Source organism: Gracilimonas mengyeensis, assembly GCF_900182705.1.
Taxonomy (GTDB): Bacteria; Bacteroidota; Rhodothermia; order Balneolales; family Balneolaceae; genus Gracilimonas; species Gracilimonas mengyeensis.
Genome location: NZ_FXTP01000021.1, coordinates 1 through 16,629, shown reverse-complemented (window position 1 = coordinate 16,629; position 16,629 = coordinate 1). Strand labels below are relative to the sequence as shown.

12 protein-coding genes are annotated in these 16,629 nt (G+C 46.0%); 6 read left to right on the top strand and 6 right to left on the bottom strand.

Translation table 11 applies throughout. The features are described from left to right. Positions 1 to 66: 66 nt before the first annotated feature. From FN815_RS17950 to FN815_RS17940, 3 genes are all read right to left on the bottom strand, one after another. Positions 67 to 1,044, bottom strand: a complete 978-nt coding sequence (locus FN815_RS17950; RefSeq protein WP_142456218.1) for a sirohydrochlorin chelatase — start codon at positions 1,042 to 1,044, stop codon at positions 67 to 69. A gap of 103 nt (positions 1,045 to 1,147) precedes the next feature. Then, positions 1,148 to 2,617 (bottom strand): HmuY family protein, encoded by a 1,470-nt coding sequence (locus FN815_RS17945; protein WP_142456217.1) that lies wholly within the window; start codon positions 2,615 to 2,617, stop codon positions 1,148 to 1,150. 18 nt (positions 2,618 to 2,635) lie between these two features. Continuing rightward, on the bottom strand, positions 2,636 to 4,963 hold the full coding sequence (locus tag FN815_RS17940) for a TonB-dependent receptor (RefSeq protein ID WP_142456216.1): 2,328 nt from the start codon (positions 4,961 to 4,963) through the stop codon (positions 2,636 to 2,638). A 357-nt stretch (positions 4,964 to 5,320) separates the two neighbouring features. Here FN815_RS17940 and purF point away from each other — a divergent pair, with 357 nt between their 5' ends. From purF to serA, 3 genes are read left to right on the top strand one after another with little or no spacing between them, the layout of a single operon-like run. Beyond that, a complete protein-coding gene (purF, locus tag FN815_RS17935) occupies positions 5,321 to 6,823 on the top strand; it encodes an amidophosphoribosyltransferase (RefSeq protein ID WP_142456215.1) in 1,503 nt (500 codons plus the stop codon). After that, positions 6,823 to 7,413 (top strand): ribosome biogenesis GTP-binding protein YihA/YsxC, encoded by a 591-nt coding sequence (gene yihA / locus FN815_RS17930; protein ID WP_142456214.1) that lies wholly within the window; start codon positions 6,823 to 6,825, stop codon positions 7,411 to 7,413. The genes purF and yihA overlap by 1 nt, the downstream gene beginning before the upstream one ends. Before the next feature lie 17 nt (positions 7,414 to 7,430). Beyond that, positions 7,431 to 9,020 carry a phosphoglycerate dehydrogenase gene (gene serA, locus FN815_RS17925; RefSeq protein WP_142456213.1) on the top strand — a complete coding sequence of 530 codons (1,590 nt, stop codon included), beginning with the start codon at positions 7,431 to 7,433 and terminating at the stop codon, positions 9,018 to 9,020. Between the two features lie 249 nt (positions 9,021 to 9,269). Here the strand turns inward: serA and FN815_RS17920 are convergent, their stop codons facing one another. Further along, positions 9,270 to 9,842 (bottom strand): DNA-3-methyladenine glycosylase I, encoded by a 573-nt coding sequence (locus tag FN815_RS17920; protein WP_142456212.1) that lies wholly within the window; start codon positions 9,840 to 9,842, stop codon positions 9,270 to 9,272. Positions 9,843 to 9,957: 115 nt separating this feature from the next. Here FN815_RS17920 and ppc point away from each other — a divergent pair, with 115 nt between their 5' ends. The 3 genes from ppc (at position 9,958) to crcB (ending at position 14,353) form a co-directional block, all read left to right on the top strand. Then, positions 9,958 to 12,759, top strand: a complete 2,802-nt coding sequence (ppc, locus tag FN815_RS17915) for a phosphoenolpyruvate carboxylase (RefSeq protein ID WP_142456211.1) — start codon at positions 9,958 to 9,960, stop codon at positions 12,757 to 12,759. A gap of 110 nt (positions 12,760 to 12,869) precedes the next feature. Next, positions 12,870 to 13,961: a branched-chain amino acid aminotransferase gene (locus FN815_RS17910; RefSeq protein WP_142456210.1), complete on the top strand. Its 1,092-nt coding sequence runs from the start codon at positions 12,870 to 12,872 to the stop codon at positions 13,959 to 13,961. Then, positions 13,961 to 14,353: a fluoride efflux transporter CrcB gene (gene crcB, locus FN815_RS17905; RefSeq protein WP_142456209.1), complete on the top strand. Its 393-nt coding sequence runs from the start codon at positions 13,961 to 13,963 to the stop codon at positions 14,351 to 14,353. The genes FN815_RS17910 and crcB overlap by 1 nt, the downstream gene beginning before the upstream one ends. Before the next feature lie 90 nt (positions 14,354 to 14,443). Here crcB and FN815_RS17900 read toward each other — a convergent pair whose 3' ends face one another. After that, a complete protein-coding gene (locus tag FN815_RS17900; RefSeq protein ID WP_142456208.1) occupies positions 14,444 to 15,373 on the bottom strand; it encodes a 2-hydroxyacid dehydrogenase in 930 nt (309 codons plus the stop codon). 140 nt (positions 15,374 to 15,513) lie between these two features. Then, entirely contained in the window at positions 15,514 to 16,161 is a 648-nt protein-coding gene (locus FN815_RS17895) for an NUDIX hydrolase (RefSeq protein WP_246075354.1), read from the bottom strand. Between the last annotated feature and the right edge of the window lie 468 nt (positions 16,162 to 16,629).

Genomic DNA, 16,629 nt, shown 5'->3' with positions numbered 1-16,629 from the left:
CCCGGGCAAAACCCGGGTATGAATAGCATCCAATATTGATATCTGGAACTATTACTGAAGCAACTTTTAGTTCATCTCTGCAAATCCGGCTTTAACTGATTTCTGGATGAAATCGGTAATCAGCGGGTCGGGCAGTAAGGTTTTGCCACTCCATTCAAAGTCGAGACCTTCCAGTCGCTGAGCAACGGCTTGCTCGCGTCCGCCCGAAGAAAGAAATAAAGGCACTACAATCACCTCACCATTTTGACCGGCCTGACGAACCAGGGTACGAAGGTTAGCCTTGGCTTGTTCAAAAACAGGTTCCGGCGCATCATCCCGGACGGTGAGGGCAAATATTTGCTTGTAAGGCGTGCCATTGTCAGCTTGCGTAGATTGAATTTTTTGCGACAGGCTTTCCATCGTGTCAATCCATTTTTTATTGTTTTCCTCACTATTAGGACCATGAGCTACCATCAGTACCGTTTCGTTTGCAGGATCAGAGCTTAATTCCTGTATGCGCTTGTTCAGGATTTCAGCCACTACGGGATGATCATCCAGAGCCGGGGTCAACACTACTTCGGCTTCCAGCGGGATAGGCTGCAAGTTTTTAGGCATGTAAAAACGATGTCCACCGCCATGATGGCCCGCTGTTTCTTCCTCTTCAATGCCCATCATTTCTTTGTACTCATCTACATGATGCATCAAAGGCATCGGTGTTTCGGGAAGGGAATCACGCTTACCCAGCAAATAGGCATTTTGTTCAATGATGGGGCTGTAGCTTGAGATAAACAGCTGCACTACGGCAATTTTTGAAACTCCTTGCTCTTCCAGTGCTTTAAGCCCGTGGTGCATGCTCACATAGTTGGCCATCCCAAAAGCGACTTCCACCTTGTGATTTGCTTTAAGTGGTTCCGCTGCTTCATGGATGAGGTCGTTCCATTCTTCGCTGCCTCCGTGGGCCAGTATGAGTACGCCGGTATCCTGGGCTGCAGTGGTAGAGACGGCACATAAAACCAACAGTAAAGAAGTTAAAATGTGCGTTAAGTTTCGGGTTTGAAGCTTCATAAGTTCAGTTTTCGGAAAGTTAGGGTTGATTTAAGGCGAAGGGTATAAAAAAGCGTTTGCCCCAAATACATGAGACAAACGCTGTGTGTTAGCTACGTACTACTTACTCGAAGTAAACAGAACCGTCGGTCTGCACGGCATATTCAAAAGTGAAATAGCGTGGATCCGGACGATCGGTTATAAACTCCTCGGAAGAAGTATCAGGATTGCCTTCGTAATAACTAATGATGCGAACCTTGGCATAATTGCCATCCGGGGTTTGAACGACTAATGTTACCCCTTCAACAGGCAGTACTGCGTGAGTAGGAGGGGTATTTCCGGTATAGTTATACCATTCGGCATTGGTAGCTGCGTATCCTTCAACAGGTGCTTCGTCTACATCGGCAAAAGCAATATTGAGAGATTGAATGCCGCCGTTGTTTTCTGCATTGGCCGCAATGGTAGTACCGGAGAACGCAATATCCCACTGCGGAGAGGTAGCGTCTTGCACAATTTCACCAGATTCTAAATCGAAGTAAGTAGGTTCGCTTTCATGATAAAGCTGTGTTTCGCCGGTGGTTTTTACCAGGTAATTAAAGGTGTAGTAGCGGCTGTCATTGGTAGGTTCTCCATCCTCGTAATAGCTCAGCACCTGAATTTTTCCATAGTTGCCTTCCGGGGTGTGTACCACAATGGTTTGATCTTCTTTTGGGGTGATGACGTGGGTGGCAAAATCATAATTATACCAGGAACTCTGTGCAGTTGCTGCTGCATAACCGGATTCGGGTGCTTCTTCTACCTCAGCATAAGCACCTGCAACTACCTGAATGCCGCCGCCATTGGCGTCGTTGGCCATTACAGTGGTGCCGTCAAAAGCAACATCCCAATCAGATGAAGCAGCGTCTTCGATAATCTCACCGGCTTCTAAGTCATAGTAGGTGTAGGTGTCTTCGTGGTAAAGCGCAGTTTCACCATTTGTTTTAAGGGTGTAATTAAAGGTGAAATAACGGCTTTCATTTTCGGTATTGGAATCCCGGTAATAGCTCAGGATTTCGATTTTGGCGTAATTGCCATCCGGTGTCTCTACCACAATCGTTTGGTCTTCTTTGGGAGTTACCTGGTGGGAGGTGAAATCATAATTATACCAGGAACTCTGAGCGGTCTCAGCTTCATAACCATCGGCGGGAGCTTCTTCTACATCGGCATACGCACCGGAGATGACTTGAATACCGCCCTCATTTCCAGAATTGGCAATCAGGGTAGTACCACCAAAGCCGATGTCCCAGGCATCCGAGGCAGAATCTTCAACAACCGCTCCGGCATCGAGGTCAAAAAAGGTGTAGCCGGGATTGGATTCTACATCGCCTTCAATATTGGCAACTGGAGTACGCGGTTGTGTTACCGTACTGGGATTGGCTGGGATATTCTCAACAGGGGAGCGGGTTTGTTCAACGGTGGAAATGTCACCGGGTATATCCTCAGCTAATTCGCCAACCACCGGGGCCGGACCGTCATTTCCACCACTGTCGCAGCCGGTTACCAGCAGTGCGGTAAATATGAATAGAATGGATGCTTTCTGTAATACTACTTTCATGATATAAGGAGTGATTTATTAATAAAGTTGGATGTTTAATTGTGCGTAAAATGTTCGTCCCGGGTTGTAGGGCATAAACTGGGGGCTCTGGAAGTTGGTGAGGTTGTCTATGCCTGCCTGCAGGCGATACCGGTCATAAAAAGTCTTGGCCAAAGAGAAGTTCACGATGGCTTTTTCCCAGAAATTGTCAATGTCGGAGTTGGGAGTATTGGCGCTAAGGGCATATTCATTGTCTTCGGCCTGGTTGTTATTATTGTAGTCGGCAAACCAGTAGCGGCCACGGTATTGTACTCTCAGGCTCGATTCGATGCCGGGCTCTTCAAAGGTGTAATAGATTTTGGCATTGGTCGTATGCTTCGACCGGTTGAGCATTGGGATGTAATCTTTTTTGGTAACCGTTACTACACGGCCGTCCACCACATCGTCAAATTCACGAGTGATTTGCCGGCGGGCATCCAAATACTGATAGCCAAGGGAAAGCTGCAGGTTATCATTAAAGGCCGGTCGGTATCGCAGTTCCGTTTCAATGCCCTGTGTATAAATTCTGTTTAGGTTGAAATAGGAAAACACCGATTGCCCATTCTGCCGCACGGCAATACGCTGAGTATCGATCAGGTCCTGCACATTGTTCCGGAAGGCGTTGATGCGCAATTGCATGCCGTCTAGAGGGAAAAGATCTACCCCAACGTTGTAGGCAAAGGAGCGCTCAGCCTCTATCTCCCCGATATTTTCCGGGTTGATAAGCAGCTCCTCAATCACCCCTTCGGCTTGCAGGCGTTCTACGCCTTCTACTACTGTTGAAGAACCAAACACGCTGTAACCAACCTGGGCATTGGTGAAATCGAGGAAAAGCTGACGGAATTCGGGAGCTTTATATCCTCCGCCCAAAGAAGCCCGCAGGTGAATAAAATCATTGGGTCGGTACAGGCCTGAAAATTTGGGACTGAACTGTGAAGCGTACTCACTATGAGCATCAAAGCGAAAACCGGCCGTAAATGACAGCTGCTTGGACAATTCCCATTCATGCTGTCCAAAGGCGAAGTAACTGTTAAATGTTGGCGTGCCCTTATAATTTCCGCCCAATAGTTCTTCATGGTTTAATCCGGCGCCTATGATGGTAGTATGCGTTTTGCTCCAGAAAGTGGAACTTTTAAGCTCGTATTTATTTAATTGCTGATCGAAGGTGCTTCTGTTATACAGTGAGCCGTCTTCCTGATAATTAAGTTCTGTCTCACTTTCAAACCGGCTCAGGAAAGCAGTCGCTTCAAACAGCTGGCGATCGTTAAGCCGTACACTCAATTCCGGAGTGATGTTGTAATTCTGTTGATATTCATCTCCGTTAATCCGGTAAAGACTTTCATCAATTTCCAGCTGCTGGGGGTAGGAGACATCTTCCCGGTAAAAGCGAGAGTCTACGCCCAGTGCTATTTTTTTGGAAAGATCATAATTGAGCCGACCCGAAAAAGTATAACTCTGAAAAGAGGGCTTGGTAGGAGCAATGCTGGTGGTATCCATATCGTAGCCACCTGAGCCACTGGTATTTGCAAAAAACTGTCCGCTTAATTTTTCCTGATTAAAGGATAGGTTGGTAGATCCGTCATAAGAATCATGGGATCCAAACCGGCCGGTCATATCCCATTTAAAGGGTTGTACCCCTTTTTTGGTGATGATGTTAATGACACCGGCCAGGGCATCACTTCCCCAAAGGGCAGAGGAAGGGCCTTTAACAATTTCAATCTGTTGTACATCACCTATCGTTATGCGGTCCAGGTCAAGCGTACCGGCCGTGCGACCAATCACCGGCTGGTTATCAATCATGATTAATGTGTAATCGGGATCAAAGCCCTGCATCTGAATGCCATTTCCATGGTCAGAAACTACATTTAAACCTGTTTGCTCAATCAAAATATCCCGCAAACGGGTGCTGCCACTCATTTCAATTTCCGAATCAGGAATTACGCTAACGGGCACGCTCACATCTTCCAGCTCTTTAATGGTTCTGGAAGCAGTAACTACAGTGATTTCCTCTTCATACATCCGGCGCTTCAGTTTAAAATCAACTTTGGCGGATTCCTGAGCCTCTAATTCAAGTTGCTCCCGGGCCTCACGGTAGCCCACACTTGTAACCAATACGGTGTATTTACCAGAATTAATTTTCTTAAAACAATAGTGTCCATCTGCATCTGAAACCGTAGTCAGCGTTGTAGTATTTGAAAACAGTTTAATGTGGGCCCCTGTTACCGGTTGGGACCGGCTGCTATGAACCGTTCCGCATAGGGAAGACTGTTGAGCCAAAAGCAGGCAGGGTAGAAAGCAGAAGAAGATGATCAGTAAAAAAACCCTCATAGGATTGTAGAGGCTCTGTTTTATTGTTAATTTAGACTTGATTTAAATAACGAATCGAAAATAGGAGGGCTGATTGTAATTGGCAAGATTTATTTAGAATAATTCTAAATAAAGTGTGAAATATTGAAAATCGGCCATTGTTTTAGCTAAAAAGCAGTGTGAAGCTTTGATTTATTTGAAGGAATACGAAAGGCATCGAAATATCTTTAAGATTGGGTTAAATGCCTTTCATGCATTTGGCAGATTGCAAAGTGTGCATAACCTGTAGAAAACTTATTCCGCTTCTAATTCCCGAAACCGCGTTTCATTTCTTATCTTAAACACTCACTCTAATTTATTTCTCTGGACTTTATTAATATGAGCGACAAACCTCGCGAGTATTGCGGAATCTACGGTATATACAATCATCCTGAGGCTGCCCTGCACACCTATTACGGTCTTCACTCCTTACAACACCGCGGACAAGAGTCGGCTGGTATTGTGACTTCGTATTATGACGATGACAAAGAACGCTTTTCGATGCCGGCTTATAAAGATTTTGGCCTGGTATTAAATGTGTTTGATGACTCTAAGGTGTTTAAGAAGGTATTGAAAGGGAAGAATGCGATTGGCCACAATCGGTATTCCACCTCTGGATCATCCAAGAACCCCGCCAATATTCAGCCCTTCCGGGTGCATTATAGAAATGGGAATCTGGCTATTGGCCATAATGGCAACCTGTCAAATGCCCGGCAAATTCGGGAGCGTTTTCGAAAGGAGGGCGTACTGTTTCAAAGTACTTCCGACACGGAGCTGATTCTTCATTTGATTTCTCACAGTTTGTATGAGGATCAGATGGATCAGATTATGGACGCACTGCGGCAGATTGAGGGGGCTTACTGCCTGGTAATTCTGACGGATGACAAGCTGATTGCCGTACGTGATCCCAATGGATTCCGTCCGCTGGCACTGGGTAAAGTAGATGGCTCTTTTTGTGTAGCCAGCGAAACTTGTGCTTTTGACATCAATAATGCCGAATACATCCGGGATGTAAAACCGGGCGAAGTGGTGGTTATTGATAAAGAAGCTGAAGAAACAGGAGAACCTCGTTCGTTCTTCATTCCACCTACCAAGGGAACCGGCACCAGTCAATGTATTTTTGAGTACGTGTATTTTTCCCGCCCCGACAGTATGATTTTTGGGGAGATGGTGGACAAGATTCGACGTAATCTTGGAAAAGAACTGGCGAAAGAGCACCCGCTAACTGAGATTGTGAAAGAAAATAAAACCGGCAAAAAACCGGTGGTGATTTCTGTGCCTGATTCCAGTAATACCGCAGCCTTGGGTTATGCCAGCGAAAGCCAGAAACTGGGGCACGAATGTAAATATGATATCGGCCTGATCCGTAATCATTATGTAGGTCGGACGTTCATATCTCCGGGACAAAAATCTCGCGTACAAAAAGTACGCACCAAATTTAACCCGGTTCGTGGAGTGATAGAAGACCGTATTGTTATTATTGTAGATGATTCAATTGTACGGGGAACCACTTCCCGTTATTTGGTTGATATGATTCGGGAATGTAATCCGGCCGAGGTGCACTTTTTGGTGAGTTCGCCGCCTATCATCAGCCCTTGTTATTACGGGATGGACTTTCCAAGCCCGGATGAGTTAATGGCTAATAAATTTGATCGGGATATTGACGAAATGGCAAAAGAAATTGGAGTCGACAGCCTGCGCTATCTTTCACCGGACGGACTGGTTAGTGCCGTTAAAGATGCAAATCCTTCCGGGGATGATTACTGTACCGCTTGTTTCACTGGTAACTATCCGGTGCCGGTAAACTTTGGCGTGGCCAAAGAAGAAAACGAGCTGCTTTAATGTTTAATCAAAAGCCAGCGTTTATAAAAAGTACAACCGTTCTGGAAGAATGTCCGCCTCCGGAAATACCAGAAGTTTGTTTTGCAGGGCGTTCAAATGTGGGTAAATCATCCCTCATCAATGCGTTGTTGAACAAGAAGAAAATCGCACGGACCTCCAATGTGCCGGGCAAAACCCAGCAGATGAACTACTATAAGGTAGGAGATGACTTTTACCTGGTAGATTTACCGGGATATGGATATGCGAAAGTGCCTAAAAAAGAGCGGGAGCGGTGGGGGCAGAATATTCGTTCCTATCTAATGGATCGCCAAAATCTAAAGTTGGTGTTACATGTAGTTGACGCCCGCCACGACCCCAGCCGCCTGGATGAAGACTTTTTTTACTGGATGGCCATGAATGAAAAGCCGTTCAGCGTGCTGATGTCCAAGGCCGATAAGATATCCAGGAATAAAGTAAATCAGTCGAAAGCCAAAGTACGCCGGGTATTGAAAGAAATGAACATCGAAGTACCTATTATACCATACTCGGCCGACAATCGCGACGGAATTGAAGAGATTCGGTCTTTAATTAAGGAATTTATTAATCACTAAAAACTCACTCACTAATTATGTCATTTAAAGTACTACTTTTAGATAATGTGGATCCGGTTTGCGCCGAGGTTTTTCAGCAGCGAGGAATTCAGGCCGATGTGCCCGGAAAGCTGACCGATGAAGAACTTTTTGATCGCATCGGTGAATATGATGGGATGGTAGTTAGAAGCGGAACCACGGTAACCGAAGAATTGCTTAAAAAAGCCGACAACCTGAAAGTGATCGGTCGGGCCGGTGTTGGGGTCGATAATATTGATATCCCCGCAGCCACAGCCAAAGGCGTGTTGGTTATGAATACGCCGGATGGTAACACTATTTCAACTGCAGAACACACTTGTGGTTTGATTCTTTCAATGGCACGCAACATCCCGAATGCAGTAGCTAAAGTGAAGAGCGGTGGATGGGATCGCAAGAAATACATGGGTACCGAAGTACATGGCAAAAAGCTGGGTATTGTAGGACTGGGTAAAATCGGTTCGGAAGTAGCCAAAAGAATGAATGTATTCGGCATGGAAGTGCTGGCTTTTGATCCCTTTTCAACCCACGAACATGCGCAAGATCTGGGCGTTAAGCTAGTGGAGCTGGACGAACTGCTCGGCAGCGTGGATTTCCTGACCGTACACACACCGCTTACAGAAAAGACCAAAGGCATGATTTCTATGGAAAATGCCGATAAGCTGAAAAAAGGTATTCGCCTGGTAAACTGTGCCCGCGGCGGAATCTTTGAAGAAAAAGATATTCCCGAATTGCTGGACAAAGGCTATGTAGCGGATATTGCTTTGGATGTGTATTCTGAAGAACCACCAAGTGAAGAAGTATATGAAATACTTAAGGATGAACGCGTGGTAAGTACTCCTCACCTTGGAGCTTCAACCGAAGAAGCACAGGAGAAAGTGGCGCAGCAAATTGCCGATCAGATGGCGGATGCGCTCGAGAATAAAAATTACAAGGGCAGCCTGAATGGTAAATCCATCGCTCTGCTTACCAACAAAGAAGTACAGCCATACCTGGAACTGGCGGAGAAATTAGGCAAAATGGCAGCTCAGCTTTCGCCCAAGCATGCCAACAAGTTTGAATTTGAATATGCCGGTGACTGTGCCAAGTACTCCGATGTGCTCACGGATGGTATCCTTAAAGGAATGCTGTCTGAATATGTAGATGAAGCCATCAACCTGATTAACGCGCGAGTGTATGCCGATCAGCGTGGATTTTCCATACGTGAGGTTTCTACCTCAAAAGGCAAAACCTATAGCGATTATGTGACGGTACGTCTGGCCGAAGATGCCGAGTACCAAGCCATATCAGCAGCAGTATTTGGTGAAGGCGACTATCGCATCGTGGAAATTGATAACTACGGTATCGAACTGCGCCTTGAAGGCGATATGATTCTGTATAAGAACGTGGATAAACCCGGTATGCTGGCTTCCGTAAGTGGAGAGTTGGCCAAGCAGGGCGTAAACATTGCGGCCCTGAGCCTGGGACGTTCCGGAAAAGGATCGAATGCCATCACTGCTGTATCCGTTGACAAGCAGCTGGATGATGAGGAGTTTGAAAGCATCAGCTCCTTAGACGGTATAAACCATATTCGGTACGTTTCTTTTTCCTAAACTAAACAGGAAGCAGTATCAATAGTTTACTAAAAGCCAAAGTGTGGGTATTTACTACTCGCTTTGGCTTTTTTTGATAGATATCAGACGAGAAATTTTGTTCAAAATAGTCAGTCTATTATAAGCATTTCCCCGCTTGGGCGGGGATTAAGGGGTGGGTAAAGGTGCTAAGGAATTGAATGTTCTTCTTAGCGATCCAATCCAAAGCAGTGCTACTCCAATATTCGATATTCCTCTGATCAATATTCACTATTCTTTCAGCTCTTCATACCTGAAACAGTCCGTGGTATGATCCATCACCAAGCCGCAGGCCTGCATGTGGGCATACATAATGGTGCTGCCCGTAAACTTAAAACCACGTTTTTTGAGATCTTTGCTAAGCGCATCCGATTCTTTGGTAGTAGCCGGGATGTCTTTCAGCTTTTCCCAATGGTTTATAATTGGTTCTCCTCCCACAAAATCCCAGATGTACGCATCAAAACTTCCAAATTCTTCCTGTATCTCCAGGAACAGACGTGCGTTGGTAACAGCACTTCGCACCTTAAGTTTATTGCGGATAATTCCTTCAAACTGAAGCAACTCTTGTATCCTATCTTCATCGAATTGGGCAACTTTTTTTGGGTCGAAATTGGCAAAGGCTTTTCGGTATCCCTCACGTCGTTTCAGGATGGTGGACCAGCTCAAACCCGCCTGCGCTCCTTCCAAAATCAGGAATTCGAAATGGGTTTGGTCATCATGCACAGGAACGCCCCACTCTTCATCATGATATTGCTTATACTCGTCAAATTGCCCTTCGGCCCATTCACAGCGTTTTACGTTCATATCAGTTATATTTATGAAGATTAGTTGAAGTTTAGGAATTATAAAATACCATTATTATTTCTACATTAAGCTACTCACTATTCACACACTCATTCAAACTAAATCAAAAACATTCATGCATTGGAGACAAACGGTCAGCGAACTTGCTGAGAGCAGCAATATTAGCGAAAGCCTGTCAAAAAGAGTTATTAACCTTACGGAAATTCTGGAAGAACTTGCTGTAGAAAAATATGGTGAGGAGTTTGTAGAGAAATTAGGGGAACTCCCGCTGGCAAGTTTAAAAGCGCTGGATAAGAACGATGAAGAGGTTTTAAAAGAACTTCAGGAAGATTTAGGAGGCCTGTCGCTCAGTGAAATCAAAGAAATTCTGAGCATGTACACTACTTTCTTCCATCTGGTAAACTCCCTGGAGCAACATGAAATCAGCCGGGTGAACCGTCGTAGAGAATTTGAAGAAACACCGGAAAATCCCCGCAAAGAAAGTATTGCAGAAGCGGTTTATCGTTTCAAAGAGGCCGGGTATGATTATGAGAAGGCGCTCTCAATGTTTCACCAAATGGATATTCAGCCTACCATTACGGCACACCCAACTGAAGCGCGCCGACGCAGTGTGTTGCTGAAACAGCAGGAACTGGCCTCTATGGTTTCCCGTCTGGGCGACAGCGACATCACCCCGGATGAAAAAATTGATTTACGCCGGGAGATCCTGAACCAGTTAAACCTGCTGTTGCTTACAGATGAAGTGCGTGCCGAACGACTTTCTGTAGAAGATGAGGTAGAAAACGGACTGTTTTATTTTACCCATTCTATCTGGGATTCTATTCCGGTGCTTTACCGGGATATCCGCCAGGCGTTTGATACCTATTACGACAAACGTCCAGAGGTGCCCATTGTACTGAAATACCGTTCCTGGATTGGCAGTGACCGTGACGGGAACCCCAATGTGACTTCCAGTGTAACCTGGCAAACGGTGGTAGAACAGCGCCGCACGGTACTCAAACTGTATCAAAAGGAATTGAATGAACTGCGCCGATACCTGAGTGTGTCAGATAAGCAGGCTAAAGTATCGGATGCATTGCAGGCTTCGGTAGAAAAAGACGAAGAGAAGTTTCCGATTTCGGAGCGCTATGAGCGCCGTTACAAGCATGAGCCGTACCGCCGTAAGGTGACGCACATTATGCACAAAATTCAGTTTCTGCTGGATCAGTTATCCGAGGATAAGAAAACCATCCTTACGGAATCGCAAAAATATACGGCACCAGAGTTTATTGAAGACCTGGAGCTTATCAAACAAAGTTTGGTGGAAAACGGGCTTACCGGTCTTTCTCAACAGGGTAAATTGCAGGATCTGATTATCCGTGCCAAAACCTTTGGTTTCCACCTGAGTGCTCTGGATATCCGCCAGCACAGCGGTTTGCACGAAGAAACCATCGAAGAGCTATTGTCACAAGGACGCGTGCTTGATAATTATGGTGAGCTATCCGAAGAAGAGAAAATTGATGTGTTGGTTGAGCAGCTTTCTAACCCGCGGCCTTTGAGTCCTGTTGAATCTGATCGCTCGGAAGTAGCTGAAAAAGTGATGACGGTATTTGAAGAAATCCGTGACATGCTGCACTTGAACGAAGACATTTTTGGCAGCTACATCATTAGTATGACACACGGCATCAGTGATATGCTTGAAGTGATGTTGCTGGCTAAAGAATTTGGCCTGTGGAAGCACAATGGCGACAGCATTGAAAGCAAGCTGGATATCGTACCGCTATTTGAAACCATCGAAGATCTTGAAAACAGTGCCGGGTTAATGGGGCAGATGTACGAGCATGACTTGTACTCCAAGCACCTGAAATCCCGCGACGATTTCCAGGAAATTATGCTGGGATACTCCGATAGTAACAAGGATGGCGGTTACTGGATGGCCAACTGGGCACTGAACAAAGCCCAGTACGAATTAGGCACTGTATGCCGCGAGCATGACATTGACTTCCGTTTATTCCACGGACGTGGTGGTACGGTAGGTCGTGGCGGCGGACAGTCGAACCAGGCTATTGTGGCCATGCCGGCAGTTGCTAATAACGGTCGCATCCGCTTTACCGAGCAGGGTGAGGTTATTTCATTCCGTTATTCGCTTTCTTCTATTGCGCACCGTCACCTCGAGCAAATTGTGAATGCCGTGGCCAGGGTAACAGCCGGACAGTATTCCGATACGCCGGGCTACCTCAGCGGTAAAGAGGACGAAAAAGAAATTATGGAACAGCTGGCTGATACCAGCATGAAGGCTTACCGTGATCTGATTGACGATTCCGATTTCTGGGATTGGTACTCCGGTATCACTCCCATTGAGCACATTGGTAAATTACCGATTGCTTCCCGTCCGGTATCACGCGGTTCTTCAGATGATATGACTTTTGATACACTACGCGCGATTCCCTGGGTTTTTGCATGGACACAGGTGCGCTACAACACGCCCGGCTGGTTTGGCTTGGGAACGGCCCTGGAAGAAGTGAAAAAAGACCATGATGACGTACTGGAAGTTCTGAAGCGCTGGAACGAAGAATGGACGTTTTTCCGTACCGTGTTGAACAACAGTCAACGCGAGATGGCAAGAACCCATTTACCGACTTCGGAGCTGTACAATACAGAACCTTCCAAATTCCCGGAATTGCTCACGGGTAATTTCAAAAATACGGAAGACTGGATTACGTCTATTACCGGCTACGAAAAAGTTCTGGATCATAACAAAGTCATTCAGAACTCAATCAAGTTCCGGAACCCATTCACCTATCCGCTGAATATCATACAAGCGGAACTCCTTAAACGCTGGAAAAATACCGACAAAGAGGAGCAAAAAGATGAATTAACGGAAGTACTGTTCCTGAACATTAACGGTATTGCTGCAGCCATGCAAAGTACCGGCTAATTCTTTCGGCGCTTTTCATCTTTAGAAGTTACATTTTACAGCTTTAACCATTACTATTATGTAATGGCTAAGGCTGTTTTATTTAAATCGAAACCTGTTATTTTTAGAGCATGATGAACGAGATTATTTCAAACACCAAATTTGATGTAGAGTTAACCAACGAAAGCCGTATTCACGAGGTCGATTTTGATAACCTCGTATTTGGCCGGAAGTTCTCTGACCACATGTTCGAAATGACCTACGAAGACGGACAGTGGCAGCAGCCGAAGGTGAAGCCCTACGGAGCCTTCGAAATCACCCCGGCCATGAACGTGCTGCACTACGGGCAAGCCGTTTTTGAAGGGATGAAAGCTTTTTATGTGGATGAGGACACGGTCCACATCTTTCGTCCAAAGGTACACCACGAGCGTTTTAACCGCTCTTGCCGGCGCCTCTGTATTCCAGAAACGGATTACGATACCTTCATTGAAGCATTGGAAACGCTGATTAAACTGGATAAACAATGGATTCCGCAGGAGTCGGGCACAGCGCTGTATTTGCGCCCCTTTATTTTTGCCTCTGATGACTTGCTGGCGGCCCGTTCATCCGACAAGTTTACCTACCAGATTATCACCTCCCCCGTAGGTGCTTACTATGCGGAAGGATTCAACCCCGTTTCGCTAACTACAACGGACGAATATGTTCGTGCAGTAAGTGGAGGAACAGGTGATTCCAAAGCGGCCGGTAACTACGCAGGCAGTTTCCTTCCCGCTAAAAAGGCCAAAGAAGAAGGCTACACTCAGGTGCTTTGGCTGGATGCCAAAGAGCATAAATATGTGGAAGAAGTGGGCACCATGAACATTCACTTTCTGATCGATGACACGCTGGTAACGCCGGCTTTAACAGGGTCTATCTTACCTGGCGTAACACGACGTTCCATTATTGCCCTGGCTGAAGACTGGGGACTGAATGTAGAGGAACGCCGCATCACGATTGATGAAGTGTTTGAGGCCCATGAAGACGGTTCATTGAAAGAAATTTTTGGTTCCGGAACCGCTGCGGTAGTATCACCGGTAGGATTCATCAATCATAAAGGCCGAACCATTGAGCTGGATCGCGAGAAGCCGGGCAAATTTGCCAAAAAATGCTTCGATGCCATCACCGACATTCAATACGGAAGGGCCGAAGATAAATTTGGTTGGGTGCACGAAGTCAAAATTTAATGCAGACCGACTGGCTTAAAATATTGGCGGTAGGCTCCGGTGGATTCATCGGGGCCACAGGCCGCTATCTTATCTCTCTTTTTGCACAATCCCAATTTCCCGGTAGCACCTATCCCTACGGTACTACTGCAGCTAATTTGTTGGGATGTTTGTTTATTGGTCTACTGGCTGGACTGTTTCAGCTAAAATCTTGGGGACATCCCGAACTTCGCCTTTTCATTTTTGTGGGGATGCTGGGCGGGTTTACCACTTTCTCAACTTTCTCCCACGAAACTTTTCTGCTTTGGGAAAACGGTAAACTGCTAATGAGCTTGTTCAACCTGGGGTTCCAGGTTTTCTTTGGGTTGATCTTTGTATGGCTGGGCTACCAGCTGGTACGCTTGGTGGGGTGATGTAGGACGGATAGCTTATCCGTCCTGTTTAAATTAGTTGAACTGTAAGTTATATAAGACAACTGGTCGGACAAGCTGTCCGACCTACAATTAATACCCCTTCTCCCGGTCCACTTCATAAATCAGTTCCATGCCGGAAAGCGCACGTTTGTAGTTTTCAACCAGGATGTCGGCGGCTTGGCTTGCTGGGGTTACTGCCGCTATGTGAGGGGTGATCATAATCTTGGAGCGGTTCCAGAAAATATGGTTATTCGGCAGCGGCTCATCCTGAAACACATCCAGCCAGGCACCGGAGAGATCTTCGGTTTCAAGGGCATAAATCACATCTTCCTCTACCAGCTGCTGTCCGCGACCAACGTTGATTAAATAGGCGGGTTTCTTCAGCTGCTTGAATAGTTCGAGATCCAGGATTTCCTCGGTTTCGGTTGTCAGTGGTAACAAGCACACCAACGCATTGGTAGCTGATAAAAAGTCACTCAGTCCGTCCTCACCGGCATAAGTTGTTACGCCTTCAATCTCCTTTTTGGAACGTGACCAGCCCGTTACCTGGTAGCCGTTTTTAACCAATGTCTGTGCTGTGGGAATGCCCATCTCTCCAAGTCCCATAATACCGACGGTCACTTTCTTTTTTGGTATGGATCGTAGCTGTTCCCATTTGCCAACGCGTTTACGATCTACATAGGTGGGAATATTCAGGCGATAACTGGTGACGGCATTCAATACATAATCCGCCATTTGATCCTTTAGCGAGTCCGTGATCAGCCGGCAAATCGACACATCTTTGTTCAGGCTCTCATCATTTAATAAGTGATTTACTCCGGCACCCAGCGAGGAGACAGCTCGGAGATTGGGATAATTGCCCAGTACGTTTTCCGGATGATTCCAGCAGACTGCAAAATTCACCCGCTCTTTATTCTCAACCCGGGGCCAGATTTCCACATCCAGGTTGGGGTCTTTTTCCAGCAGGGCATTTTTGAGTGAAGTAAAATCGCGCTTTTTTGAAACGAGTAGTAAAGACATGAAACTGTTTAATTAATGATAAGCTGAAAGATAGGAATTCCGTGAGTTAGGTGATAAGTAGATATGGGAATTGGTTAATAAGGCGATATGGGAATTAGGAAATAAGTGGAGGAGTCCCTATCACCTTACTCCTTAATTCCCTAATCCCGGGTTACAAAGAAATCACGGGTGATTTCTACAAATTCGCTCATCATCATAGCCGTGGCACCCCAAAGTGGGACGCGATGGATATCCCAAAAAGGAACACGATAGGGAATATCGCGAAGCTTCCATTCTTCGGTGATCAGACGATCTCCGGAATGGAAATCAGCTAAAGGTACAGAAAGAATTTCATCCACCTCGTTGGGATTAGGAGTAAAACGCTGTTCGTGATGGAGTATGGCCACCACCGGTGTTACCATATTATCAGAATGACCGACATAGAGCGGCGTAAGCTCCCCAACAATCGTCACATTCTCAGGTCGTAATCCAATTTCTTCCTGGGCCTCCCGCAACGCCGTTTCTTCCACCGTTTCATGGCCTTCTTTTCCGCCTCCGGGAAAGCTTAGCTGTCCGCCGTGATTGATGGAAGCCGTCCGCAGGGTAAATAACACCTCAAGCTGTTCTTTCCACCCAACCACGGGCACCAAAACGCTGTTATCTCTGAAGTCATCATTGGCCGGTTCGTAATTTCTGTGAGGATTGGTTCCATTTTTAGGCTGAGGAGCCATTTTTTCTTGGGCGGCACGACCGGGAAGGGGTTCTTGTAATCGGTGTTTCAGAAATTGTTGAAATTCTTTAGTAGGCAAAACGCAGTATTTAATTTTTGGGAAGATAGCAGTAAAACAGAACTTCCCACAAAATCATTGCTGGCAAAAAGCTTTTATACTTTTAGATGTCTGCAAAAACTCTTTGGGTGGTTTTTACTTTGAGTCGTCAGACCACTTCCTGCTGATTAGTACTATTTGCAATATAAAGCCTTAGCGTTTTCTTAAACGGTTAGTTTCTATTCAGTGGTCAGTTGAGTGCGTTCTTGTTTCAAGCCACTTGTCTCGTACGAATCCAGTTCGTCTCATATGTTAGAGGGAGAACTATTTACCAACAGGCAAAAGGTTGTATAAGTAGCTTGTGATCTTTACTCTCTGCCTGTTTTATTGGAATCGAGCCAGCCTGGCACCTTCAGTATTGGTCTATGCACTGCCTGCAGGCAGATGCACTTCGTCAGGTATATCCAGGCTGGTTTTTTCTGCCGTTGAACCTCAACAGTACCAACAGAG